Raw genomic sequence first — 26346 nt, forward strand, 5'->3', positions numbered from 1 at the left:
CCATTTCGGGAGAATTGTACGTTTAGACACAATTTGGACACATTTCAAGTGATTCTTTGTAAAATATCAAAATTTTTGATTCCTTCATTTGACTTTTACTATCTATTTCTCATGATTTCGGTGAAAATGAGAAATATGTTATTATTTCAGACGGGAGGAAACAAGAATGAAATGCTATCAATTACATTTGGAATTAGTGGGATGCCCTTTCCCTATTTGGAGAAAAGTTATTTTACCTGCGAAATTAACTTTTGATGATTTACATGATGTGATTCAATGCTTATTTCAATGGGAGCACCAACATTTATTTGAATTCACTGTAGGAAAATATACTATATCGGATCCACCTGATTCGAGTATTCCCTTTTCCATGTTGGAATTGACAACACCATCTCGAATGCTGCGCGCTCATAGAACCATGCTACTTGAACAAATCAAAAAGAAGGGGCAAATTTTTCAATATGTATACGACTTTGGAGATCACTGGTTGCTACAGATTCAAGTTGAAGATGTACTCGATCAAAACTTTGATGAAATAACATGCATTGGGGGAGAAAATGCAGCTCCTTTAGAGGATATCGGAGGTATTCCGGGATATATTGAATTTTTAGAGGCAATAAAAGATTCTTCACATCCACAATATAAACTCTTCGCAGAATGGGATTTATTAGATTTTGATCCTACTGCATTCGATATACAAGAGGTAAATAAGGGATTAACCTATTGTGATTAATGAATACCTACAGTACAAAGAAACCCTGATTTATATATTTTGAATAAAAAAGACTGTTGTTGAATTTCACACAGCAGTCTTTTTATATGACAATCTGATTAAGAGGCATCTGCAATTTTATACTCTAAAAACAGGCTCATTCCAACTAAAAAAATGATGACTATGTAATGAATCGATGGAATAAGAACGCAACATAGAATGACTTCTAAGCATAAAGTACCTCTTTTCAAAACTTCGTAATTCAAAATTTTTGTGTCATGTAAAGAACAAAGAAATTTTAGATTCGGATATACCATATAAAAATTCCATAATAAGAGCACAGGTAAACTAAATAAATACAGCTCAATCATAAATATGTTTATCATAATCGTATCTAACGTACTGTTACCAGTAATAAAAATGCCAGGAAGAGCTACTACAAATACTAGTACGGTAATAGGAATAATAAAAATATAATAATCGATAAGAAATGTAAAGGACTGAACGTAAAGATGTTGTTGTTTTCTCCATCGAGATGATTTGACATAAATAAGAACATTTACGATAAAAAATAGCAAGATAAAAAGTAGTGGCACTATAATTCCTCCTGATGAATGATATCCTCTCAATTTTTTTCTATGCTATATAAGTATACAAACATGTTTCAAATAAAAGAAAGTTATTTCTTTCGTGTACAGAAAATTGTATATTTCTGTACACTTTATTTTTTAGTAAAAAACACTACAATTTTTCCTATTATCGTGTTCAAAAACAGTGTACAATTATGTATGTTCAGATATCTATCTAAAATTAAATTATTGAACAGGGAGAGGCTGCAAATTGAAAATTGGTTATGTTCGTGTATCAACTGTAGATCAAAATTTGGATTTACAAATAGATGCTTTAAAGGCGTATGGATGTGATGAAATATTTGAAGACAAGTTGAGTGGCATCGCTGGAAAAAGGCCCGGCCTTGAAAAGGCTCTTCAATATGTGAGACCTGGTGATTCTTTGGTAGTCTGGCGACTCGATCGTTTAGGAAGAACGATGCATCATCTCATCCAAATTGTAAATGAATTAAATGAACAGGGCGTTAGTTTTTATAGTGTACAAGAAAATATCACGATGGATCGCTCTAGCGCTACAGGACAATTAATGTTTCACTTATTTGCTTCTTTTGCAGAATTTGAAAGAAACCTCATTCGTGAACGGACAGAGGCGGGAAGAATTGCTGCAAGGGCTCGGGGACGTTTTGGTGGAAGACCTGAAAAATTAGGAGAAAAAGAACAACACATGATACAAACACTCGTGGCTAAGAAAACCCCCATAAAAGATATTGCGCAAATATTAAAGATTTCTCGTACAACAGTGTATCGTTATTTACATAAATAGGAGGAAGTTCTGATGGCGACGAGAGAGGTTCTGACTCAGGCACAACGAGAATATTTTTATGAATTATCAGACCGGATGAGTGAACGAGAACGTATACGATACTACACCTTATCTGAAGAAGATATACAAATCATCCGTCAACAGCGCGGCGCAACGAATCAATTAGGTTTTGCGGTTCAATTGGCTTATTTACGATTTCCTGGTCGGCCATTCGCTTCTGGAGAAAAAATACCCGATTTTCTTGTTTCGTTGCTTGCAAAAAGATTAGGAATCGTGCCTGCAGCTATACATAATTATGCGAAAATTCGCGATACAACAAGGCGAGAACACATCAGCAAAATTCGAAAACATTTTGGGTTCCGTTCTTTTACCTTACGAGAATATCGGGAGTTAGCAAACTGGGTTCTTCCAACTGCTATGGGAACCGAGAAAGGCCTGGTTTTGGTTGATCTTTTAATACAAGAAATGCGAAAAAGAAAAATCATTCTTCCTGCCATGTATGCCATAGAACATTTAGTTTGGGCGGTATGTGAACGTGCAGAAAGGCGAACGTTTAAAAAGTTAACAAAAGCGTTATCTCCACAACAACTTTTACAATTAGACCAGCTATTAACAAAGTCTGCAGACAATCATATTACGAATTTATCCTGGTTACGAAAACCACCTGGAACGGTTTCACTTAAAAATTTTCATAAAATATTAGACCGCATTCAATTTATTCAAAAGCTCGCATTACCATTAGAAAACGGACAAGAGATTCACCAAAATAGATTGCTACAATTAGCTAGGGAAGGCTCTCGGTATTCCCCCCAACATTTGTCTCGGTTCCATTCTCTGAAACGTTATGCAACTTTAATGGCATTTTTAATTCATATTTATGCTTTTTTAAGCGACCAAGGTTTATATGTAAATGAAAAGCTACTTGGGCGCATATTTAAACGAGGAGAAAAAATACATAACGATTCGTTTCAAAATGACGGAAAATTAATTAATGAGAAAATCCGCTTATTTGCAAAACTTGGGAAGGTTTTAATTGAAGCAAAAGAAACCGAACAAGATCCTTTTATATCTTTACAAGCTGTTATACCATGGGACCAATTTGTTCATTCGGTAGAACAAGCGGAAGCGTTGGCGAGGCCTGCAGAATTCGATTATTTAGAATTGCTGGATACTTATTATGGACAATTTCGCAAGTTTGCCCCGCGACTTTTGCAGATTTATACGTTTCAATCTTCTGGTATCACCCAAACATTATGTGAAGCACTTGAGATCTTAAAGGAACTGAATACATCCAAGAAAAGAAAAGTTCCTGAATGTGCTCCCATGGATTTTATAAAATCCAAATGGTTGAAACATGTTTTAAAAGAAGATGGCATTGACCGTCATTACTATGAATTTAGTGTATGGACAGAATTATGTAATCACCTTCGTTCGGGAGATATATGGGTACCAGGAAGTAAACAATACAAAAACTTTGATGAGTACTTATTACCGGTACAAACCTGGGAAGAAATCAAAAAGAAACAACAAATTCCGTTGTCTATTGCTACAAATGTAGAAGAGTATATACAAAAGCGATGCGGATTGATGCAAGACCAATTAACAATGGTAAATCAACTCATTCGAAACCAAGAATTATCGGATGTTTCTGTTTATGGAGGTCACATCCAAATTCCATCTTTAAAAAAGGATGTTCCAGACGATGTGGCAGATCTTACAAGGGCTATTTATGATGTATTACCCCGTATTAAACTGACAGAACTATTGGTAGAAGTAGACTCTTGGACCCATTTTAGTCAACAGTTTGTACATCTTCATACGAAAACGGGGCCAAAAGATGAAACTGCATTATTTGCGGCTATTTTAGCCGAGGGGATTAATCTTGGATTAAGTAAAATGGCTGATGCATGTCCTACTATTACCTATACACAACTTGCTTGGATAGCAGATTGGTATATCAGTGATGAAAATTACACAAAAGCTCTGGGAGTCTTATCAAATTTTCAACGGCAAAATAGGCATGCTACCTATTGGGGCAATGGAACGACTTCTTCTTCAGATGGGCAATATTTTAGGTCAAGTGGTGCTTCTAGTCCATTAGCTCAAGTGAATGCCAAACATGGAAGAGATCCTGGCCTAAACTTCTATACTCATATTTCAGATCAATATGATCCTTTTTATGCCCAAGTCATTAGTTCTTCTGAGGAAGCGCCTCATATTATAGACGGATTATTATATCATGAAGCTGATACTAGAATTGAAGAACATTATACGGATGCTGCCGGATTTGTAGATCATGTATTTGCTATGTGTCATATGTTAGGATTTCGATTCTCTCCGAGAATTAAAAGTATAGATAAGACAAAAATTTATACAATCGACAAACCTTCCTATTATCCAGAGCTAAATTTTATGATTGGCGGCACCATACAAATGAAACATATACGAGACAACTGGGATGCATTATTAAGATTAATCAGTTCTGTGCAAAATGGAACGGTTACTGCATCTCTTATTTTAAAAAAGTTAGCATCTTATCCACGACAAAATAGTTTAGCGGTAGCATTACGAGAAATTGGACGTATAGAAAGAACATTATATACATTAGAATGGCTGCAAAATCCTGCACTGAGAAGGCGAGTTCAAGTGGGACTCAATAAAGGAGAAGCGAAACATTCGCTTGCACGAGCTGTTTGTTTTCATCGATTAGGAGAAATACGTGATCGTTCTTATGAAGATCAGCTGCATCGAGTGAATGGCCTACAGTTATTAATTTCTGTAATTGTCATTTGGAATACAGTTTATATTGAAAAAGCGATTGAATTATTACGATCTCAAGGAATGGAGATTCCAGAAGAATATGTGCAACACATTTCTCCATTAGGTTGGGAACATATTGCATTAACAGGTGATTATATCTGGAATGTACAACAAAAGACATCGATTCATCATTTAAGACCTTTGCGAACAAGATATGCAAAAAATGGATACTAACATCCCTTACCGATTCCCTTTTTAAATAAGGAATCGGTAAAATGTGTCCAAATTGTGTCTAAACGTACAATTTTCCCGGAATGGTATGGTGAGGCCCATGCCCATCAACTTAAGCATTTTTACTACCCCCAAATACAAAAAAACGTTATTCTTTCTTAATAGACTATAAGGAAGGGTGACGTTTTTTTATGAATCGCTCGATTCAAGAGGAGTTACAGCCATTTGCAGAAGAATTACAGCGCTATATCACACCTGATTTTTTGGAAAAACTCGCAAGAGAGATGAAATTTGTAAAGAGAAAACGCAAATTTTCAGGATCAGATTTAGCTACTATTTGTGTTTGGATTAGCCAAAGAGTGGCCAGTGATCCTTTAGTCCGATTATGTAGTAGGCTTCACGCAGTTACAGGTACTGTACTTAGCCCCGAGGGCTTAAATAAACGCTTTAATGAAAAATCAGTGTTATTTTTAAAGCATATTTTCTCTTTGTTGTTACAACAAAAAATCTGTGAGCAAACTCATATTTCTAATCATCTTTATAATTATTTTAAACGTATTCGTATCATGGATGCCACCATGTTTCAAGTGCCTAATACTTTAGAACATATCTATCCTGGTTCAGGTGGTTGTGCGCAAACAGCTGGGATTAAAATTCAATTAGAATATGATTTACATAGTGGACAATTTCTGAATTTCCAAGTGGGGCCTGGAAAAAATAATGATAAAACATTCGGAACGGAATGTTTAGATACGTTACGACCAGGAGATTTATGTATTCGTGATTTAGGGTATTTTTCATTAGAGGACTTAGATCAAATGGATCAACGTGGGACCTATTATATTTCTCGATTAAAGTTAAATACGAATGTATATGTAAAAAATCCAAACCCAGAATACTTTAAAAATGGGGACATCAAAAAACAAACAGAATATATGAAAGTCAATTTAGAAATGATGGTGGGACGCTTGTTACCTGGTGAAACTTATGAAGTAGGTAATGTTTATGTTGGAGATCAAAAAGTTTTGTTTGCCCGATTGGTCCTGTATCGTCTAACAGAACAGCAATTACGAGAACGACAGAAAAAACAAATAGAAAGTGAAAAGAAAAAAGGAAAACCGTATTCACAAAAAAGCAAAATATTATCTGGGCTAAATGTATATGTAACCAACACTCCGTGGGAGTGGGTTTCGATGAAGCAAGTCCATGAACTCTACTCCTTACGTTGGCAGATTGAAATTGTTTTTAAAACGTGGAAATCATTATTTGATATTGATCATTGTCGCACTGTCAAACGAGAACGAATAGAGTGCCATTTATATGGGAAACTGATTGCTATTTTCTTATGTTCTTCTACGATGTTTAAAATGCGTCAACTGTTGTTACAGAAGAAGCAAAAGGAATTAAGTGAATATAAAGCGATTGGAATGATTCAAGATCATCTATTTCTTCTCTATCAAGCTATACAGAAAGACACCCAAGAGATAACAAAGCTTTTAATCCGCCTGTTCCACCTTCTAGAGAAAAACGGGCGGAAATCTCATCGATACGAGAAGAAAACCGTCTTTGATATCATGGGTGTTATCTATGAGTATAGTGGATGTTGCAAGCAAAAGAAAGTTGCATAAGAAAAAAATGAAACCCGTTAGGGGTTATTTGGCGTGCTGAAATTTAATAACTGGCTCCCTTGTGGGGAAAGTTTAAGTTCAAATGAACAAAAGTTAATATTGTGTCTATCCTTAAGTTGATGGGCATGTATGGTGAGGCCTTATAACTGAAATTTATATATGTATGACTATTCCTGTAAGTTTAGTGGTATATGGTATAAGCATTCCGAATTTCTATTAAAATATCAGCAATTCGTTTGCCATTTTTCAAAATCATGTGATTTGTTGTATACCCGTCTATACATTGTCTTAATTCTTGATTTAATATGACTTCTATTTCACCGTTTTCTCGCATGTTACTCGTTAATAAGGTCGGCTCTTTATTTAACAAGCAATACAATTGTAAGGTTTCAGCCAATACTGTCACTAATGGTCTCAATAGAATATCATGGTGTGGAAGCATATCAGCAGCAATTTGTTTATTTAAAACGAATTGAATGCCATTTTCTTTTACATCAAATCGATATAAGAAAATCATTTACACATAGCACATCCTTTTCATATGATGTGTGAAGATATAAGAGAGAATAAGAATCGTATAACTGTTGTATCATCCGCTTATTCCCTCAACTGAATAAAAGAATGGTCTATATTCATTAGATATCAGGGGAAGTCACTATTCAATTTGTTATTTCATTTTAGCTGGATATTTCCAATCTGGCTTATCTTTTTTATCATGGTTTATATTTTTTGTTTTGAGTTCTTTTACCCTACTTCGTTCTTCACCTAGCTTACGGATTGCATGTTTACACTATCTATGCCTAGTATGCGGTGAACGTTATGGACAAAAGAACTTCTCCCTAGTGTATGTGTCGTACCAAAGGGAACGCCTAATTCTTTTGCTATCCGTACCACACCTTTAGAGCCGGAGGTTGTACCACCATGCCCCATATGTTCTAACATGAGCATGACAATATCTGCATTCCGTATCATTTTGCGTAATGTAACTTCTCGTTCCCTTTTCCCATGCACCCACTGAAAATTCCCACCTCTAACGGTAATTTCTTCTTCAATGGCTGCTCGACCTGGTTCAAATCCTACCATCAAAATTGTCTTTCCTTCCAACGTTTGTACATACTCTTTTTGATTTTTTTCTTGCTTTCTCTTCATACGGGCTGGTTTACTAAAATCATTTACAAAACTAGACGGATACGTCCAAGCAACCCTGACAATGTCTGGAGAACTTTTGTAATAGGCAAGATCAATAATATCTCCCTGGACGACAGAAGCAGCATCTTTGGGCGGAATCCAAAATCGATGAGGAGCTCCATTGACATATATACGATTCTGTTGCATGTCTTTCTCCACAAAAAATTGTTGTCGTTCTTCATCATATTCTACAATGGCATAGGAACAACAACCACGTTCTTCATTTGGTGGCATATGTCGCCTTTCGGCCACTTCAAATCTATGCTTATACCGTCCATCCGACACAGATGCATTTTCTGTTACATACACGAAATCCCCATGTTCTAATTCTAACGCTCTGACAATGCGTTCGGGAACAAAACATCCTATTCCTTGTAATTCTCCTCCCTTTAATTTACGCTGAAATACATACGATTCCCTCTTTTCAAAAGGTTCTGTTTTAGCAAGAGAATTTGTATGAAGGGGATTCGTCTCTGGTTCTGTGAATTCCTTCTCTCTATAGGGTGTTTGTACGATGGTTACATCTGGTAAACGAAGGATATCTTTCATCACATGTAGATAGCTCTGTAGAACCTCCTCAGTTTTCACAATTGATTGTTCCTGTAATTCTATTTCACAAATGACCGCTTCCATACCTTTCTTTAGTTCCGACAAAATGTTTTGTTTATCCATCTTTTCCACCTCTCTAGTCATAAAATAGGTAAAGTTCAGAAAATTAAAACCTATTAGATTAATATTAACATATCCTCTATGTACAAACTACTGAATATAGAAACGTTTATATTGTGCTCATCTTCCACCTGTTGGTCATGTATGGTGAAAAGACGGTCGAAAAAGGACCGTCTTCTAAAAAAACTTCCTATATAACAATTACAAATCATATAGAAGACCGTGTACCATACTCCATCTAATTTAACAGCATTTCTCTTTTGTAGCTTTCATCATAGACATAGTAGAAGTCATCATTTCATCGCATTCGTGCATTTTGCTAACCATAGCTTTATCCATGTTTACATTCATTTGCATCATGTTGTTCATCATCATCTTCATACACTTCATTTCACACATCATTTTTTCCATAGACATCATCATACTTGTTGTACCTTCCATCATTGTTTTTTCCATTTTAACATCCCCTTATTTTTTATTTCTCTAGCATATATAAACATTCGCTTTCTTTTTACAAATGCCTCCAATTTTCTCCCTAGATAGAAATTGATAAATAATTTACAGATAGGATGAAAAATATTGTAAAAACACTCATTGATGTACTATTTTCATTTTTATGTGGAGGTCCCTATTCTTTTTTCCCATTTTCGTATAGTATAAAGATACCGTAAGTTTCATATCACCTAATTTGTGAACAGACTATTTTTATAGTCTGTTCTTTTTTATTTAATAGTTCGTAAAGGTGTACTTTTACAGATTCATAGAAACATAGGGAAACCTACATCCGTAAAAGTTCATTTTTAATTTTACAGATATCTTTAAATCTTTTTCACCTTTAAAGATATAAATGAGCTATAATTATGATTGAGGTGAAAATGTTGCAAGATAAAAAGTTTGGATATGTCAGAGTTTCCAGTAAAGACCAAAATGAAGAACGTCAGATTGAAAATATGAAATATCTTGGAATAGAAGATCGGGATATTTTTATAGATAAGCAATCTGGTAAAAATATGAAGAGAGAAAATTATCAAATGTTAAAACGATTAGCTCGTACGGGCGATACAATTGTTTTTGATTCTTTGACAAGGTTAGGTCGTAGTATGAATGATGTGTTAGAAGAATTTCGTTACTTTGAACAACAGCGAATTAACTTACAATTTATTAAAGAACCTTTTATTAATGTGAATTATAATGGAGAAAGTACAAATGATGTTATCCAACAGGCTGTACAAAAAGCAACTCTTACTATTCTTTCTGCCTTCGCAGAAAAAGAAAGGAATGATATTAAACAACGACAAACAGAAGGAATCGCACTTGCAAAGAAGCAAGGGAAACAGTTAGGCAGACCGCCTGTACAAATTACCGAACAATTCATCAAAGCCTACGAAGAATGGCACGATGGAAACATTACAGCGGTGGGAGCGATGAAAAAATATAAAATTAAACGTTCTTCTTTCTATAAATTAGTAAAAGAATATGAATTGCAACTAGCAAAATAGCCAATAGATGGGAAGAAACATCATGTTTGTACTTGGCATAGATATTCTATTGGGTTATCTCATTATGGGGATAATCGTTGGATGTATTATTTGTTATCTCGAATTTAGAGAATAACTTTCTCAATACCAATATATATAATTTCCTGTAAAATACAAGATGCTAATACTTTTACTAAATTCAGATGATCTTCTCCTTAAACACCGCGGATGTGGTGTTTATTTTTTTATATAAAAAAGCCCCAAAGGGGCAAATGAATGAAAACAAATAACAAACAATCATATTCTATCACGTTTTCAACATGTTAGAAACGATATACTACATAAATGCTTTTAACAATTGTGTAACTAATGGAGCAACGCCCCCAATGAATGTTAAGACTGCGATTGCAATTGACATCTCAATTCCTCCCCTTTGAAACTTTTTCTTTTTGCCATATTTGCTTTATCTTATACGATTGATGGAGCGTTTGTCATATGTAACTTTGCATATCTCCATTCCACACTTTTCGAACTATATGAGAAACAAGAAGGTAGTTCTTGGGTAAAACCCACCCTTTTGTTATGAAATAATATAAAAGAAATTACTACCGTTTATTCTACATATAAACCAATTGCGGCAACAATCGCTTCCGAAGCATATTCCCATTTTCCATCTGTTAAAGCTCCTAATTGTTGGCCAATTTGTGATAGGAGATCTGGTGTAATCGGAACACCAAAATATTGAGCAATGATTGCACCGATAGGTGCTGTAATTTTTGTCCATCCACCACGATCGATTTTAATTTCTAAATTTTTGATTACCCCATCTTCTTTTACAAAGCGATAATAGACTTGATCATCTAAACGAAAACTTAAATGATGTGAAATTTGACCATTTACGACAGTTTGATTGCCTAGTTTCGAAATGTAAGCTGGTTTCACATTAAATTCATGGTCAAATACTTTTAATTTTTTAATTTCAGGTCCTAACAAAGCAGCTTGAACCGCTTTATCGAGATTATTCATAGGAATAGCATCTAGATTTTTCGTTTGTTCAATAAAATGGGGTGAGAATACATGAGATGCTTCTACGACTTGTTGCATGGTCGTTTCTTTTTCTGCAGCAAATACGAATGTGGATGAGCCGGTTACTAACATCGCTGCTAAAGCTGTAGCACTGATTACCTTATACGGTTTCATACTTATATTCCTCCTCTTTTCCCTTTTTATTTGCGAAACGTGTCAAATCATGTCATACAAAAGGGTTGGAAACATCATATCACAGCAGGAAATAAATTAAAAGTAAATATTCTGAAATTTCACAATATATTTCGTGCGCTATAAGAAAAAATTGTTCATTTTTGACTCACTCATTCTTTTTCAAAGGAGATTTTGTCCTCATATAGAATTTGTACACCATATCAATTTTTAAGGAGTGATTTTCATTGACAGAAACAGTAAAAATTGAGGAACTCAACACATTCTTGCCATTGGCTTCTTTAGAAGCACTACCTGTGGAAGAACAAAAGATGCGACTACAATATTGGAAAGAGCACTTTTCAAGCAAAGAAATCTTAGAAGGATTAGGAACCTATAAAAATAAACTCTATGATTTGTATAAAAAACATGAAATTACGACCCAAGGGCACATGCAGGCAAAACGAAAAGGAAAAGAAAAAACTACTCCCAAAGAAGATACACCTAACAATCTACAATATACTCATTCCACCGAACTAACTCAAACGCAAATACTTACACCAACCATTCCCATACAAGAAGTACCCGTACTACCAGAAACTGAACCGACAACAATTCCGTCAGCACCGATAGAGTCTTCTATTCCAGAATCCTTTCATATCCACTATACAGGTCGTAAATCAAAACAGAAAGTCATTCACCAATTACAAGCGCTTGCTACTTTGTTAGAAGAAGAATCACACGAGCAATACCAGTTCTCGATTCAAATTGATACTCCTCCCTTGAAATAAGACCGAACAACGTTTTTATACACCATACTTATAGAGCGCAGATTTGTAGAAAACAATGCTAACAATTCATATTTATTCTCCTTTTGCACTTGAGGTAGCTACATGTAGCTACCTTTTTTTAACCTCTTACATAAAAATATTTACATGCAATTATTTACGTGGTATTATTATCCTGAACGAAAGCTACATTAAAAGGATGAACACAAATGCAAAGAAACAAAGTCAAAACGTGGATTGAACAGAATTTAGTTATGCAAGAGGAAGCTCGCACGATTACAGGCCAAACTACATCAGCATTTAATCAATCTGTACAAAATGGTAAAATACTACCGTTTGTAGAATTTGGAACGATTAGAAAAACTCGTCTATACTTGCGAGAAGATTTATACGCATACAAAGTACAGAAGAGAACACAGCGCTAGAACGAACAGGCATTTCTTAAACTTCCCTCTCAAAACATAGTAAAAGCCCTCCCAGCCTACCAAGCACAAAGGACTTTTACATAAACATTTCTAATCTAGAAAGGATGAACGTTATGTCAAACGCTTTACAAATTAAAAATGATGAAGCTATTATATCACATTCTGAAAGACCACAACAGACGCCAAAAGATAAGCTACTCACCAAATATCATGTACTGTGTGAATGGTTTGGAATTGATGGTTGTAAAGAGTCTCAACTATACTTTTTCGGTACTTTTCTTGCCCCTATTATTCTATTCACAATAACGTACGTGATGAGTGGTGTCTGCTATGGCTTCTAATGGCAGCATTCACAAAATCAATGTTGGAGATTATGTAACATTTCCTTACCGTCATAACCCCTCTCTGCAAGTAACAGGATATATTGTAAAGGTGCTTGAACATACTAGTATTGTGGATATTTCTGAAATGGAATCCTTTTTCCAACTTGGAATTGATGGACGCCAAGTTGTTCGACATGAGCAATATAAACCCGTTCCATTCAAATCCTGTAAAAAGGTGGCACAGTGAGTATGTACATGTTTGATGTAAGCTATTCTGTGGATGGAAACAACTTTTCAAAGTCTTTTTTGTTGGCTGAGTCGAGAGATGGATTTGAACTCCAACAACAGTTGCAAACCTTGCTGGAACAAGAACATGTCGCACCTGTATACATTATGGAAACAGATTTGGAAGAGCTATAACGGATCATACAGCATACACAGAAAAGAGGTGGAAACATTGCTTAGTTTTCTCATAAGTGGTTCTGTTGTCTTATTCTTGGCTGGTGTTTTATTTACATTTCTAAAAAAAGGATTATCTATTTTTTCTAAATTCGCACTGATCGGATTAAAATTATACGGTATCATATTTGTAGGTGTCCTCATCACGTATGTATTCTATTGCATTCACTATTATGCGCAATAAGGAGTTGTTTTTTTGAAAATCCATACCTATACACTTTCCTATACCATTGTAGCACCAAGTGGAGAAATGTACCCTACTCAGGAAATGGTCATGTATACCCAATCACAGGAATATGCAATTGCGTTACTCGACAAAGAAATTCAGCGAAGATTAGGGGAGGGCTACCATCGACATATCTCTTGTAAAAATCAAGAAGAAGAACAAGAACCAATCCAACTGTCCCTTTTCTAACCATAAAAACCCTTCAGGTCGTTAGCTTACCTGAAGGGAAAAATAAGAAGAAATGCCTCCTACTTGTAGGCATTTGCTATGGGTGTTCAATATAATGGAATATACGGAACACCTTGATTGTATCATATACTCATATAGAGGAATACTGGAAAATCCATCATGTATTCCTACACAAAATTCCCTTGGAATCGCATGAAACATGCATGTGACTTTCAAGGGGATTCCCTTTACACACCTCGCCACTACTCTCTTATTCTATAGCCATTCCGTTGCCAAGACTGTGTGCTTTGCTACGCCTTACCTATACTAAAAAAGAGCAGGCATACAATACAACGTCAGTATTGTGTGCCTGCTATCCATAGGGATTTTGATTTTTGTTGAAGCTGCTACTATGAAAAAAGTGAAACATGTTAAACTCCGCATATTGGGAGTCATATTAATTGATCTTCCTTATTATACAGCAAATATCGACAGTATGACAGAGAAAACCCCTTATTTGAGATGTTTCTCTCTTATTTTACATTTTTTTTACATTATAGTACGTGAAATTATTAGTTTTCTACTTATCTACTTCCACTTCCTCACTCCATACAAAAAGCGAAACCCCTTGCGAGAGTAAGAGTTTTCGCTTTTTTATTTTACTAGCATACCCTTTACAACAAGTTGCAATTTATACTTCAGTGTAGTCGCAACTTGTAGCTATTAATATGTATGCTATATTCCACAAAATAATTACATTTTAATTATCCATTTTACTATTATTAATCTATTCATCAGCATTCACTTTTATGTCCAAATGTTTCTTCTGTATAAAAATTGGACATCTTGGACAACCTTGTAGCAACTATTAAAATATAAGGGTGTTAATTATGAACTGGTTTAATTTAGGTAAAAAGCGTAGCAAATTTGGAAGATGGATAGATAAACAATCTGATATCACTCAATTAGACTTAGAAAACACCTCAAAATTAAGTAGAGGAACGATTTCTAGAATATGCAATGAAGAATCCTATCAACCTAAATATTCTACAATTTTTAAAATTAACAAAGGACTAAAGAAATTGAAAAAGGACGTTAAATACGAAGATTTTTTTTAGTGTAAAGTAAGTACTTACCATACATCTTTCATTAAATACGTCTGCACATACACATTATGTTTCAGCGCATACTTCATTAATTGCTTCTCCCTACAGTCAGAAATCGTACAAAAAATGATAATGGGCTTTATTTGTTTTTGCTTCTGATAAATGTTAGTTAAATAAGCATAATACTGTATTTTCTTTTCATTTACTTTCATATGCTGTAGCCGATCTACTTCTACAAAGTGAGGTACATTATCTTTTGTGAAAAATGCGTCTGGGACAATTGTTTTTTCTTCTCCTTGATAGCGCAGAGTGATGACTTGCTCTGTTTTCCAATCAGGAAAATCTAGCCACATCCATGCTTCATTACGTAATAAGATATGTTCCAGTTGATGTTTCTTTTTTCGTTCTTTTGCCTGTATTCCGAGTAGTGCTATCCCTTTTTTATTGAGATAGTATACATACTCTCGGTTGTGCGAAGTCACATGACAGTAGGAACGTAAATCCTTCAGAATACGATTGGCATTCCGAATGCTACCTAGACAATGAATGGCTTGCAACTGTCGTCTAGACGCAAAGTCCAACTTACTTAAACTTGATAAAATCTCGATGTGTCTCGCTTTTTGTTTCAGTTTTTGGTGTTTCAATTTGTTTCACCACCTTATACTGTTTTAATGCATTCCACATTTCCTTATTGGACAGATAAGGCACTTGAATTTCTTCTACACGATCTGTTTTAAAAAGCGCTCGCCCTGGTATGGATGGAAGTTCTTCTAATCCACTTTCATCTATCGCCACTTGTGAAGCCACTACTGTCGGCAAGCGAAACCCTATTTTCGCATCACTATTTTGTTTAATCTGTCTCGGTAATGTATCAGAAGTCGGGTACTGGGTACAAAAAATCAAGCGAAACCCCAATGCTCCGCCAATCCTCGCTATTTCCGATAACATTTCTTGACACATATAGAGCATATCTCTCTTTTGTTTTGGCAATCCCTGTGTTGGACACAAGTTCGCTGATTCATCAACTATAATGAAATAGCGTTCTTTGATTGGTGTATCTACAATGTTGGTAAAATAAGATTCTTTCATGCGTACTACCTGTTCCACCATCTTTTCACGAATTCGTGTCAACATATCCAATGCTTGCATGGGATTCTCCGCCACTTCTTCTACTTGCAATAAGTCCCTGTAGGGACTAAACTCTAGACCTTCTTTTAAGTCAATCACATACAATTTAACATGATCTGGCTGCTGTAAAATTAAACTGGTCATGATATTTTTGAGAAAGACAGTCTTACCAAAGCGAGTCATCCCACTCACGCACATATGCGGTGTTTTTTCAAAATCATGATACATCATTCGGTCTAACGCTCTTCCCATGATGACGTTCCATGTCTTCTCTCGTAACAATTCATTGGACCAATGCCATTTTTCAGGAATACATTGCTGGAATACTCGTATAAACAGCTCCCGTTGTTGAAAAGAAATCATAACGGGTTTATACAGCCCTTCCTCTAATACTTGCGCTAACTTCTGTATGAGCTGACTCGGCACACCTAATGGCAGCCGATAAACAAACGTCGTACTGATATCGTCCTCTGTTTGTTTCAAAAATACAGGGTACTGGATTTCTCCTTTATGCTGCACACATACTTTCGTAATTTCAAAAAATGCTTTGATTTTCTTTTTATCACTTAGCTCTTTTCCCCTATAAAAATACGCCACTGTTAAAAAAGTAACTGGAATTACCAAAAGCGAAAACATAAACTCCATACCTCCCTAGAGGTAGTTGGGGTTATGTAGTACATAAGAAAGAAGTTGTTTCCATGCATTGCGACAGCTCCCTTCAACTACCCGATTAAATACTAGCGTAGAAATACATCGAGCATATCACGTAGCACATACCACACCGTACCAATTAACAAGCATTTGAGACCCGCACGTAGCATCCAATCAGGAAGGTGAAGCCCTTTTCTTTTCAGTAATTTAATACCCATAACAGTTGCCCCTGTCACGCCATATACAATCCCTAATTCGCCTATAATGGTCATGTTATCGCCATCCTTTCGGTTGAATGGATAAATTCCCTTGGGAACCCTTAAACAACTGATAATCTTCTAATAATTCATTCCAAGAGACGGGATGTTCGTTTCCATACAAATCATCTTCAATTTTTTCACTCAAAGAATAGTACCCTCGATATTGACGATCTAAATACACGTCATGACGGAGCATATGCCCTTGTATGGCAGTGATATCCTCTTCTTTTCTTGCACCCCTATACATTTCCTGTAACGTTCGAGAAGAATAAAGATATGGTGTGCTGTACAACATCTGATATTGTCCCATGTATCCTCACCATCCTGATAAGATTCTAGGTTCTTTAGATACATATGAGGGAGTAGAAGAAAATTAAAGTTGTACACACAAAAAAACGCTATTTCATCAAATAGCGTTTCTACTCAAGGTTATATTTTTTCATCAATGATTGATAGGGAAGCGAATATCTCTTCCGCCTGAAAGGTTCCTCTTATTATCAGATATCGGTTTTGCTTCAGGAAGCATTTCTCCCGTAGAACGATTAATCCAGTTCGAACAACTATTGATGCGCCATTCTTTATTTTCTTCTATCCACTCGATCCAAGTTTCAATATCTACCATTTGCCCATATACACTGGCAGGTCTACTATATTTCACATATGTTGTGATCGTTTGATTGGGCTGATCAATTTGACTGTATGTATCCAATACTTGAAAACTTTGGATATTCCCTTCTTTTGTAGCAGCTCTCCAACTTCCTAAATAAGAATACTTCGGCAACAACTCTTCCTGTACACGTTTCGTTAAATATGTTTGTTGAATTTCGCGCAACTTTTCATCAGATACTTTATAGTCTTCTTTAAACACATACGGATCTAAATATTCTTTTGTACGTTGCTCCACGACTTTTACATCATCAGCTGTTAATTTCTTTTTTTGCTCTTTCTTTTGAGAGGTTTGTTGTACTTCCTGTATTGCTACTTGTTCCGTAGGAGAGGAATCACCGCTTTTGGCTACGATGATTCCGACCATCACTCCCACTACAACTAATAACGCACCAATGACACTATATAACACCTTTGTCTGTTTCACGCTATTCACCCTTTCCCATTATAGTTCCAATCCTCTGTTTTTCATTTTTTGCCTTCTGATTTCTTGTTGGTGCTCATATTCTCTTTCTTTAGCTTCTTGACGCATTTTTTGACGCGTACGCTCCAGAATATCTGATACTTCCAGTAAGCCATCTAAACGATTTTCTTTTTCTTGGAATTGATGATACGACAACTTCAGTTCTTCCAACTCCGCTTGGCGTGCTTCCCCATTTTCTTTGACTAACTCTTGCTTGAGTTGTAGAACCTCTTTGGCTTTTTCAATGCGCTCCTGTACAGCCTGATACTCTTTTAGTAATGTTTGGTCTCGTAGTACCACTCGCTTGAACGTATTCCCTTTTGTTTCTAACTCTTTCTTCTCTTCTTCTGCTTGTGCTAAGACTTGTTCTGCCTGTTGCACTTTCGCAAATTTTTGTACCACCGCTGATACATGCGAAATACTTTGCTTCACATGCAATTTTTTTCGAATAATTTTATCTTGTAGGTCTTCCAAGTTCCCATGACGATTCACAAAATCGTAAACCGTTCCACTTTCTTCATTCCACAGTTTCATTTGAACCAATACTTGTCGCTCTTTTTGACTCAGTAAATGACGATTCGTATACAAGTCTTTTAGTTCTGGATACGTTTCTCCTACATAGCGAATCGCTTGTTCTTCCAATACCTTTTTCGCTTGTTGAATAAGTGGTAACTGTACTTCCGCTATCCGTTCTTTCCGAAGCGCTTCTTTCTCTATTTTCCCTACATTCCACTTCATTCGTTGTAAACTATATGCTAGGTTATTTACATCAATCCCTTTTTGAGTTAACCACGTTTTTAATTTCTCTAATTGATATTGATGAGAACTTGTTTTTCTCCACTTTGAAGAAAGTTTTTGATACTCACCTGCTCGTTCAATCGCAAGTTCATATGCCATTCTTTTTGTTCTAGCTTCATCTAATATAATCTTAATTGGTGTATTCGTTAATTGATCTTGTAATTTGTTAATGGCTAAAGAAACATTGTGATAGGTTACTTCTTTTCTTAATACTTGTTTGGCTTCCTGTAACATTTTTTCTTCTTTTTGCTGTACCGAAAGTTTTGTTACATAGGACATACTTTCTTCTTCTGTTACATCTCTTCCCATCGCTTGTTTCCAGCTTAACCACTTACTCATAACAGGGCTATTTTCTGTCATCCCTAATGATTGAATAATCCCTTGTGTTTTCGGATATTGTTTCAACTCTTGTTCACAACGTTCTACTAAAATTTTACGAGCTTTCACTAACACTTTTGCTTGCTCAATAATGTGTTCCACACGTTCCGAACGTTTTTGTTTTTGCTCCGCCACTTTCCATTTATGAAGTTGTTTTCTACGCTTATCAATGGCATCAATGGTTACTTCTTTTCTGATAATTTTTTCCGCTTCTGATAACACTTCATTTTCTTTCACTCTTTGCACAATCATGCCCATAGAAAGTGAAGGAGATTGTTTCATTTCTTCTAACAATTGAATCGCTATTTCTGGGTGTTTTGCTTCCTTCCAATCACGAAGATATACGCTGTATCCTTGGCGAGAAAGATAGGACATCGCTTGCAATTCATACCACTGAATGGCTTGCTTCGTATCCTCTCTTTGTGCTTGTAATATATTCATATTTGACACATAACGAGTATCCGAAATACGTCCATCATTCTGCTGTTTTTGCATACTCTTTTCCCAACGATCTAACAGGACTACATGTGATTGTAGACGTTCATAAGTTACAGATTGCTTCATATGACTTTCAGCCTTTTCCATAACCATGTCACGCTCGACCGCTTCTACAAGTGACACCATATCTTCTGTTTGCAATTCTTTCATTTTTTCATACATGCGAACCGAATATTCACCTTGTAATTCCATTGGCTGTTTTTGAATATATACGTGCAGATTTTTCTCTTCTAACTGTCGATAAGCAGATGTTTCAATTTGCTCTTTTAACCAAGTATAAGAATGTAATTTCTGTTTCGATTTACTATCTTGTAAACGTTCTTGTTGTTTCGTAACAAGCTCGATTTTTTTATGAAGAGCGACATATCCTTTTACGGATATCTCTACTTTTGAAATCGAATCTGTTTCTCTCTTTTGTTGTTCTTTAACGACCGATTGTCTCTTTTCTTGTAAGGAAATGAGACGCTGATTATAGGCTTGCACACGACGATTATATTCTCCTGTTTCTGTACGAATCCCACGTTTCTCTAACTGATGTTCTTTATAACCAACATGCTTTGTTGGTAACAACTCAATTCCTCGTTCTTCGTAAGAACGATGGTCAATTCTCTCTTGTACATTTTCTTTTTCTAAAGACAGATTCGCATACTTCGCCCATGCTTCTCTCCATGCAAGTAGATTTTCTTTCTTATCCCAATCTCTATTTTTCTTTTTTACAAATCCATCCTGAGAAATCTCACGAGTTGTCAATAAAATGTGGGCATGAGGATTATTTTTGTCATCTCGGTGAATGGCAACATCAGCAATCATTCCTTGTTGTACAAATGTATCATGTGCAAATGTTAAAACAAGTTCTCGTTGCTCCGATTCTGACAATTCATTTGGGATTGCTACAACCACTTCTCTTGCTAAGCGACTGTTTCCTCTTTTTTCAAAACGTTCTACTTCATTCCATAAATCTTGACGAAGAAAAACCCATGATGGTGCTTCAGAAGGTGCTAGGATATGCGTCTCAGGTTGCACGGTACGAGAGTAGTATTTTGTTTCTTTTGTTCGTTCACAATACAATGATTCACCACTTCGATACGCAGCACTCGCTACTACATTTTGTTGTTTCTTTCTTGAAATTGTTTTTACCTTTAAATGATAGATCGCCATATCCTAGTTCACCTCCTCAAATTTGATACTTCCACTATACAAACCCCGTAGGGAACAACCGATGTATTTCGGTTGGTAAAACGTACAAACTGAAAGTTTGTGTAAGTGCGCACTGTACGTTCCTTACAGTGAGTATTTTACCATCTTTTCTTCTTTCTTTCTATAATTTTCTGAATTATTTTTATTGATTTTATTATCCACACAAATTATAATTGATGTACATAGTTTTTCTATCTACTGGAATTCAGGTGATAAAAAATGAAACATGAAACGGAACTAAAAAAGATTGAACGAGAATTAGAATACTTAAAAATCACAAAACGAGAATTGCAATTTCAAGATAAGCAGCATGATAGAAAAAAACGAACGAAACGATTAATAGAAACTGGTGCATTATGCGAAAAATACTTCGATATGTATCACATGACAATTGAAGATCGAGAGGAAGTATTTAAAATATTTTCTAATTACATCAAAGCGAATACACCTAATCGTTTTCATAAAAAAGAAAATACTTAGTAGATTAACAAAGTAATTTATAAAAGGTGGTAGATTACATGAGTAATAAAACCGAAGAAAAACTAAAAGCACTTCTAGAAAAAGAAGAACAACTCAAGAAAGCAAAACAAGAATTAAAAAGAAAAATGAAACTTGAGGAAAAGAAAAAAAGAGAGAAGCTGTGTAAAGATACTGGTGAACTAACAGAAAAATATTTCAATATTGAGCATCTATCTATCGAAGAACGAGAAGTATTATTTGAATCAATTTCTATTCGTGTTAATGAAAAAATCGAGAATTTATTTTCTAGCGCACAGCAAATAAAATATGTTTCATCTGAAGATGAAAATAACAATACTGTTTCCAAACATTCTTCTGTAGCTCTATAGGCCTTTTAAAGTAACTATACTCATACAAAAGGAGATTATTATTTCCATGCATCTTACAACGTACGTTGCGTTAAATATGTTTGATAGTACACTTTTATTCATCCAAGCAAGTAACCTAGAACAAGCTTGTGAAAATCTGAAACATTCTTCATTTGACTTGCAAAAGATGTGGAGAATACACGATATATCTTGTTATAGCAAAAAAGATGTAATTATGATATCAGCTCACAATAAATCCGACAATCATTACGTTCGTTATCTCATTGATATTAAGTCAATAAAATAGACACAGATAAATTTAATTATGTAGCCTCCAAGTCGTACATACGTTCTTTTTCTGTCGGGGATAAATAATCATTCGCTGAATGAATTCTTTTACGATTATAGAAAATTTCAATGTATTCCCAAATATCTTGCTGTGCTTGGGCACGTGTTGCGTATTGTTGCTGGTAAATAAGTTCTTTTTTCAAGACACCATGGAAGGATTCGATACAAGCGTTATCATAACAGTTCCCTTTTCTACTCATACTACATTGCATTCCATACTGTTGTAATTGTTTTTGATAATCATGGGAAGCATATTGACTTCCTCGATCAGAGTGATGCAAGACTGAACCTTCCGGTTTTTGACGGAAATAAGCTTGTTGTAAAGCCTTCAATACTAATTCTTTTGTCATCGTACGATCAGCATGCCAGCCCACAATTTTTCTAGAATACAAGTCCATCAGACTTGCCACATACAACCATCCTTCTTTCGTCGATACATAGGTAATATCAGCTACCCAAACTTGATTTGGCTTTTTTACCTTGAATTGACGATTTAACACATTGTCCTGTACCGGATAAGAATGTTTGGAATTTGTAGTAGCTTTATATTTTTTTACAGTTCTTGATTGTAATCCCTGTTCTTTCATGATTCTGGCCACTGTTTTTTGTGAGATTTGCTTTCCTTTTTGACGTAAGACAGACGTTACTTTCGGACTTCCATATAAACAACGCGATTCTAGAAAAATGCGGTGGATCTCTTTGGTTATTTGTTCTCTCTGTATTTGCCTGGGGCTTTTGGTGTGATGTTTCCATTTGTAATATCCGCTTCGGGATACATGTAGAACTTGGCACATCTTCTCCACTCGGTATGTGAAGCGGTGTCGATGGATAAATTGAAATTTTACCGATGGTCTTTCGCGAAGAAGTGCATCGCCTTTTTTAAGATTGCATTTTCTTCCTCTAAATCTCGAATACGTCGCTCCATTTCATTTGTTTTTTTGTCCTCAGAACGGAACGTTCGTTGCTGTATCACCTTGGGCTCTTGTTTATATTTCTTTACCCAACCGTGAAGGGTATTCACTGAAATTCCTAACTCTCGGGCAACTTGAGCTACAGCTTTACCTGTTTGGAAAACATGTTTTACGCTTTGGCGTTTAAATTCTTCTTCATATTGTTTTACTTTCCCCATGTAAACACCTCGTTCGGTTCATTTTTATTATAATAACCTGTGTCTACTTTTTAGTCTAACATCACATTATGAGTAAGAGAAAATGGGATGAAGAAAAAGGTAAATTTCAAACTGTATTTAGAGAGATGTCTTATCACAATAAATGATGAAATCCTCTCTTCATTTTTTAAATTTTTAGTGAAAGAAGGACTTCACTTGATTCAAATAAAAAGTTCCCTATTGAAACGTGATGTTCAATGAAACATTGTATAAAATGCAATAATATAATTGAACACCTAAGTTATAGTACGTTACGTAAAATCAAAAAATCCGCCGCTGAGTTCAAGCATTCGGATAAAGAAGAAATACACAAAATTAAAATATCCGCACTTCAGTTTTCCAACAAAAAAATTTGTGAATATTGCTATTTAGAAGATTTAGCATACCTCACAACAATTATGAGAATAAAAGCCATACAACAAGAAAAATCCCTGTCTTAGAATTTCGTTTCTATGAACAGGGATTTTTTACTGACATTAATTTTTGGGGCTCATTTGTTTTTTCTTCATTTGTTCTTGATTCCATTCAAAGGTGATATCTTTAATTTCTTTCAAATCTAATTTCTCCGCTGGAATAATATCTATAATGGAACCTTTAAACAAACAATGCGTCTTTTCTTCTGTTTGAACAAAAATAGTATAGGTATCTCTCCCATCTATAATTCCCTTTACCGACTTCCCACCTTGCAGCACAAACGTACAAGGCATCTTCTTATGATCTAAATATTGCATGACGAAATCCAATTCTATATACATTTCATCTCTCCCTTTCTATTGTACAAAATGCTAAAAATTAATTATCAATTCCCGAAAATTATCATCTTGAACTAATCGCCAAATATTGTACTCTCATCAACGTCATCCAAATAAGCATTAGCTTTTTGTTTCTCTTCAATTGACTCTGATTCTTGTTGTGCTTTTACTTTCTCGCTCATATCCACTTTCTCAATATGCTTTTCTTCTTTCTCGACTTTTTGTTCCTTTACTTCAGCAATTGGAACATTCTTATTTTGATGAACATTATTTATATTCGCGTTTTCTAGCAACGCTGAAATGTCTTGATAAAACTTTTCCTTCATAAACAGATCTCTTTGCATTTTCTTCAATACTTCATAATCTGTTACATCATCTATTCCGTACTGATCTACAAAATGTAAAACTAACGTAATTAACGATTCCGATAGATTCGTTTGTGCATTGAGCCAATCATAAAATTTTGGGTTGGTCTCTTTTTTAAAATTCCAATTATATTGTTCTCTCTGTTTCTGTTTACTCATTTCTTAGCCACCTTAGAAGCCAATTTCTTACTTAAAATCTCCATACCTCTAACATTCATTTCTGTTGCATAAGTTGGTGAAATCCACAGTAATTGCATATCATTTACTTCACAAAACTCAAATGCTTTTTTATACAAATCTTCTCTTAGCGCAATGCTTCCTCCTCCGTAAACCGCGAGAACTTCAGCTTGGCTAGCTGTTTTATAAACATATGCTTTTTCGATATCATCATAAATCCCTTGAGCTTGTATATAACGAGTTTCTTCTAAGAATTCTACAGCCTTATCATGCTTTTTATCATTAGGATCAGTAACTAATTCACTGAATTGTTGACGATTGATATCTACGCCACCCTCGTATTCTTCTTGCAACAATTTAATTGCTCCCTCAATTGCATGACCAATTCCTCTTTTTTCTCCCCAACAAGCGTCTGGAACAGGGTTTAAACCCTTAGAAAAAATGTATTCAGAGGTACCGTCTCCAATATCAGCGTGCAGAATTTTTTTGTTTTTAAAATATTCACCATTTACTACTTCTTCTACCATTAGATTAGCTTTTCTCTTTTTAACCTCTTTATCATCTTCTTTACTATCTATTTCTTTTTTATACAACTTATTAAAGTCATCGAACATATCTTGATTTCCTTCAAAGATGGCATATAAAGCCGGAATACCTTCGCGAGTTACTTTTACAGTTTCAAATTTGATTTGTACTGTTACTTTTTCTTCACCCACATACACAATCACAATATGCACATTTTCTTTAAAACGGCTTTCTAGAAAACGAGCTTTCTTCCCTTCATATTCAGAAGCTGGAATGGCTAATATTAGTGATGCAGGTACCTCTATACTTTTTGGTAATTCTCCTACTTCTTCATACATCGTTTGAACCGCTTTAGTTGCCATAACAGATAGAACATTAACCACTGGTATATCTCGTTTATATTTATCTCCTAATTCAATATCAAGGGCATCAGGCTTACCGTTTGAATGTGCAGCACGATATCCTACATAGAATTTCCCATCACGTTCAATTGCATCACTCGTTACATGAACACAAATCTCATTCATTAAGTTAGTTACGCTTTGTTTTAAACTTCCTTCTTTATTTTTCACGCGGCCAAATACACGCTTATTTACATCTGGCAGTTTGATTACCTTTCCACCATTAATCACCATTTTCAATTCACTATTTCCGATATCAGCGACTGTTCTCATCATCATATTCGAAAACCACCTTTTTCATGTATTTTTTATATATTTTTCATGTATTAATTATATTGTAAACTATCTACCTTTAGTTTTCAATGTAATACACATTTATTTTATGTATTTTTTATATAATATTTATATGAAATTATACCTTTTTAACCAGAAAGAAATTCACATATATTTTTTCTTTATATTTTATATATAATTAATACATTCAATGTATTAATTATATATAAAATAGAGTGCACAAAAACTCAGAAGGGATTGATATATAAATAAAATATAAAATATGTATTCTTTTTATATAATTTAAATATTTTTCTCCTACATTTCAATAAACAAGACTTGTAAGTTTACTACCAATGTATGACGAACACCCTAATTGGATAAATTTTTGTCGGTATTGTGATTTTAGAACGGATAATTCAGAATACAGCCCTTTACCTTACTAATTAAAAAGATAAAAAGGAAACTCTAAGCTATATTTAGAGTTTCCTTTTTTTAAAATCATTGGTCCCCACGATCAAACAGTGGTGGTGTACACATTGTATCTGTCCATGGTACCGGACTGAGCGTTCTTTGCGAGGGAGGATAAGGAATGGACAGATTCGTCTATCTCAAACGCTTGGACCTATGCAAATAGGTTTGAAGGTCTTCCAAACCTGTTTGCCTGGCTAGCGCCGAGCGTGTCCCTTCCAAGCTTGGAAGGGGTTGGGGGATGGTTGCT

General features: G+C 35.0%; 30 protein-coding genes. 15 read left to right on the forward strand and 15 right to left on the reverse strand.

Translation table 11 applies throughout. The annotated features are described in order from the left end of the window. The first annotated feature begins 166 nt into the window (after positions 1 to 166). Positions 167 to 733: a plasmid pRiA4b ORF-3 family protein gene (locus MHI28_RS35660; RefSeq protein ID WP_100910645.1), complete on the forward strand. Its 567-nt coding sequence runs from the start codon at positions 167 to 169 to the stop codon at positions 731 to 733. Positions 734 to 831: 98 nt separating this feature from the next. On the opposite strand, the gene MHI28_RS35665 is transcribed toward MHI28_RS35660, so the two are convergent. Continuing rightward, positions 832 to 1308: a hypothetical protein gene (locus MHI28_RS35665; protein WP_340829507.1), complete on the reverse strand. Its 477-nt coding sequence runs from the start codon at positions 1306 to 1308 to the stop codon at positions 832 to 834. A gap of 244 nt (positions 1309 to 1552) precedes the next feature. On the opposite strand from MHI28_RS35665, the gene MHI28_RS35670 reads away from it, so the two are divergent. The 3 genes from MHI28_RS35670 to MHI28_RS35680 all read left to right on the forward strand — a co-directional run bounded on the left by MHI28_RS35670 (position 1553) and on the right by MHI28_RS35680 (position 6723). Next, the gene (locus MHI28_RS35670; protein WP_340829512.1) at positions 1553 to 2104 is read left to right on the forward strand and encodes a recombinase family protein; all 552 of its coding nucleotides are present in this window, start codon (positions 1553 to 1555) and stop codon (positions 2102 to 2104) included. 12 nt (positions 2105 to 2116) lie between these two features. Further along, on the forward strand, positions 2117 to 5098 hold the full coding sequence (locus MHI28_RS35675) for a Tn3 family transposase (RefSeq protein ID WP_340829517.1): 2982 nt from the start codon (positions 2117 to 2119) through the stop codon (positions 5096 to 5098). Between the two features lie 188 nt (positions 5099 to 5286). Then, complete coding sequence (locus MHI28_RS35680) at positions 5287 to 6723, forward strand: IS4 family transposase (protein WP_340828013.1); 1437 nt, start codon at positions 5287 to 5289, stop codon at positions 6721 to 6723. 181 nt (positions 6724 to 6904) lie between these two features. Here MHI28_RS35680 and MHI28_RS35685 read toward each other — a convergent pair whose 3' ends face one another. The 3 genes from MHI28_RS35685 to MHI28_RS35695 form a co-directional block, all read right to left on the reverse strand. Continuing rightward, entirely contained in the window at positions 6905 to 7240 is a 336-nt protein-coding gene (locus tag MHI28_RS35685; RefSeq protein WP_075717135.1) for a hypothetical protein, read from the reverse strand. A 248-nt stretch (positions 7241 to 7488) separates the two neighbouring features. Then, positions 7489 to 8583, reverse strand: a complete 1095-nt coding sequence (locus MHI28_RS35690; RefSeq protein ID WP_340829521.1) for a hypothetical protein — start codon at positions 8581 to 8583, stop codon at positions 7489 to 7491. 240 nt (positions 8584 to 8823) lie between these two features. Continuing rightward, positions 8824 to 9036, reverse strand: a complete 213-nt coding sequence (locus MHI28_RS35695) for a hypothetical protein (RefSeq protein WP_065486595.1) — start codon at positions 9034 to 9036, stop codon at positions 8824 to 8826. 404 nt (positions 9037 to 9440) lie between these two features. Between MHI28_RS35695 and MHI28_RS35700 the strand changes: the two genes are divergently transcribed. Continuing rightward, positions 9441 to 10079, forward strand: a complete 639-nt coding sequence (locus MHI28_RS35700) for a recombinase family protein (RefSeq protein ID WP_075718405.1) — start codon at positions 9441 to 9443, stop codon at positions 10077 to 10079. Positions 10080 to 10670: 591 nt separating this feature from the next. Here the strand turns inward: MHI28_RS35700 and MHI28_RS35705 are convergent. Continuing rightward, a complete protein-coding gene (locus MHI28_RS35705; RefSeq protein ID WP_075718407.1) occupies positions 10671 to 11264 on the reverse strand; it encodes a methyltransferase in 594 nt (197 codons plus the stop codon). Positions 11265 to 11503: 239 nt separating this feature from the next. Between MHI28_RS35705 and MHI28_RS35710 the strand changes: the two genes are divergently transcribed. From MHI28_RS35710 to MHI28_RS35740, 7 genes are all read left to right on the forward strand, one after another. Next, positions 11504 to 12046, forward strand: coding sequence for a hypothetical protein (locus tag MHI28_RS35710; RefSeq protein WP_075718409.1), 543 nt, complete (start codon positions 11504 to 11506; stop codon positions 12044 to 12046). Between the two features lie 206 nt (positions 12047 to 12252). Next, on the forward strand, positions 12253 to 12468 hold the full coding sequence (locus MHI28_RS35715) for a hypothetical protein (protein WP_016099625.1): 216 nt from the start codon (positions 12253 to 12255) through the stop codon (positions 12466 to 12468). 113 nt (positions 12469 to 12581) lie between these two features. Continuing rightward, complete coding sequence (locus tag MHI28_RS35720; protein ID WP_075718411.1) at positions 12582 to 12809, forward strand: hypothetical protein; 228 nt, start codon at positions 12582 to 12584, stop codon at positions 12807 to 12809. Next, entirely contained in the window at positions 12799 to 13038 is a 240-nt protein-coding gene (locus tag MHI28_RS35725; RefSeq protein ID WP_016099627.1) for a DUF2187 family protein, read from the forward strand. The genes MHI28_RS35720 and MHI28_RS35725 overlap by 11 nt, the downstream gene beginning before the upstream one ends. 2 nt (positions 13039 to 13040) lie before the next feature. Then, a complete protein-coding gene (locus tag MHI28_RS35730) occupies positions 13041 to 13211 on the forward strand; it encodes a hypothetical protein (RefSeq protein WP_180232177.1) in 171 nt (56 codons plus the stop codon). A gap of 235 nt (positions 13212 to 13446) precedes the next feature. Continuing rightward, the gene (locus tag MHI28_RS35735) at positions 13447 to 13665 is read left to right on the forward strand and encodes a hypothetical protein (protein ID WP_075718415.1); all 219 of its coding nucleotides are present in this window, start codon (positions 13447 to 13449) and stop codon (positions 13663 to 13665) included. An 869-nt stretch (positions 13666 to 14534) separates the two neighbouring features. Further along, on the forward strand, positions 14535 to 14762 hold the full coding sequence (locus MHI28_RS35740) for a transcriptional regulator (RefSeq protein WP_075718417.1): 228 nt from the start codon (positions 14535 to 14537) through the stop codon (positions 14760 to 14762). 14 nt (positions 14763 to 14776) lie between these two features. Here MHI28_RS35740 and MHI28_RS35745 read toward each other — a convergent pair whose 3' ends face one another. From MHI28_RS35745 to mobQ, 6 genes are all read right to left on the reverse strand, one after another. After that, on the reverse strand, positions 14777 to 15394 hold the full coding sequence (locus MHI28_RS35745; protein WP_075718419.1) for a replication-relaxation family protein: 618 nt from the start codon (positions 15392 to 15394) through the stop codon (positions 14777 to 14779). Then, entirely contained in the window at positions 15333 to 16514 is a 1182-nt protein-coding gene (locus MHI28_RS35750) for an FtsK/SpoIIIE domain-containing protein (protein WP_075718421.1), read from the reverse strand. Before MHI28_RS35750 ends, MHI28_RS35745 begins: the two co-directional genes overlap by 62 nt. A 101-nt stretch (positions 16515 to 16615) precedes the next feature. Continuing rightward, the gene (locus MHI28_RS35755; RefSeq protein ID WP_075718423.1) at positions 16616 to 16801 is read right to left on the reverse strand and encodes a hypothetical protein; all 186 of its coding nucleotides are present in this window, start codon (positions 16799 to 16801) and stop codon (positions 16616 to 16618) included. A 1-nt stretch (position 16802) separates the two neighbouring features. Beyond that, on the reverse strand, positions 16803 to 17099 hold the full coding sequence (locus MHI28_RS35760) for a hypothetical protein (RefSeq protein ID WP_075718425.1): 297 nt from the start codon (positions 17097 to 17099) through the stop codon (positions 16803 to 16805). 132 nt (positions 17100 to 17231) lie between these two features. Next, positions 17232 to 17882 (reverse strand): hypothetical protein, encoded by a 651-nt coding sequence (locus tag MHI28_RS35765; RefSeq protein ID WP_340829556.1) that lies wholly within the window; start codon positions 17880 to 17882, stop codon positions 17232 to 17234. 18 nt (positions 17883 to 17900) lie between these two features. Beyond that, positions 17901 to 20750: a MobQ family relaxase gene (gene mobQ / locus MHI28_RS35770; RefSeq protein ID WP_075718429.1), complete on the reverse strand. Its 2850-nt coding sequence runs from the start codon at positions 20748 to 20750 to the stop codon at positions 17901 to 17903. A gap of 258 nt (positions 20751 to 21008) precedes the next feature. Here mobQ and MHI28_RS35775 point away from each other — a divergent pair, with 258 nt between their 5' ends. Genes MHI28_RS35775 through MHI28_RS35785 form a run of 3 tightly spaced genes read left to right on the forward strand, consistent with a single transcriptional unit; the run spans position 21009 to position 21923 of the window. Then, positions 21009 to 21269, forward strand: coding sequence for a hypothetical protein (locus tag MHI28_RS35775; RefSeq protein ID WP_000680007.1), 261 nt, complete (start codon positions 21009 to 21011; stop codon positions 21267 to 21269). Positions 21270 to 21307: 38 nt separating this feature from the next. Then, complete coding sequence (locus MHI28_RS35780) at positions 21308 to 21637, forward strand: restriction endonuclease (RefSeq protein ID WP_075718431.1); 330 nt, start codon at positions 21308 to 21310, stop codon at positions 21635 to 21637. Between the two features lie 46 nt (positions 21638 to 21683). Beyond that, positions 21684 to 21923 (forward strand): hypothetical protein, encoded by a 240-nt coding sequence (locus MHI28_RS35785; protein ID WP_340829565.1) that lies wholly within the window; start codon positions 21684 to 21686, stop codon positions 21921 to 21923. Between the two features lie 16 nt (positions 21924 to 21939). On the opposite strand, the gene MHI28_RS35790 is transcribed toward MHI28_RS35785, so the two are convergent. From MHI28_RS35790 to MHI28_RS35805, 4 genes are all read right to left on the reverse strand, one after another. Further along, a protein-coding gene (locus tag MHI28_RS35790; protein ID WP_340827731.1) for an IS3 family transposase occupies positions 21940 to 23093 on the reverse strand; the annotation gives its coding sequence in 2 pieces (ribosomal slippage) (positions 21940 to 22838 and positions 22838 to 23093; 1155 coding nt in all). Positions 23094 to 23608: 515 nt separating this feature from the next. Next, positions 23609 to 23887, reverse strand: coding sequence for an RNA chaperone Hfq (locus tag MHI28_RS35795; protein ID WP_075718435.1), 279 nt, complete (start codon positions 23885 to 23887; stop codon positions 23609 to 23611). A 71-nt stretch (positions 23888 to 23958) separates the two neighbouring features. After that, positions 23959 to 24408: a hypothetical protein gene (locus MHI28_RS35800; RefSeq protein ID WP_075718437.1), complete on the reverse strand. Its 450-nt coding sequence runs from the start codon at positions 24406 to 24408 to the stop codon at positions 23959 to 23961. After that, on the reverse strand, positions 24405 to 25631 hold the full coding sequence (locus MHI28_RS35805; RefSeq protein ID WP_075718439.1) for a ParM/StbA family protein: 1227 nt from the start codon (positions 25629 to 25631) through the stop codon (positions 24405 to 24407). Before MHI28_RS35805 ends, MHI28_RS35800 begins: the two co-directional genes overlap by 4 nt. Between the last annotated feature and the right edge of the window lie 715 nt (positions 25632 to 26346).

Origin of the sequence: Bacillus sp. FSL K6-0268 (assembly GCF_038005425.1) — a bacterium.
GTDB lineage: Bacteria > Bacillota > Bacilli > Bacillales > Bacillaceae_G > Bacillus_A > Bacillus_A thuringiensis_S.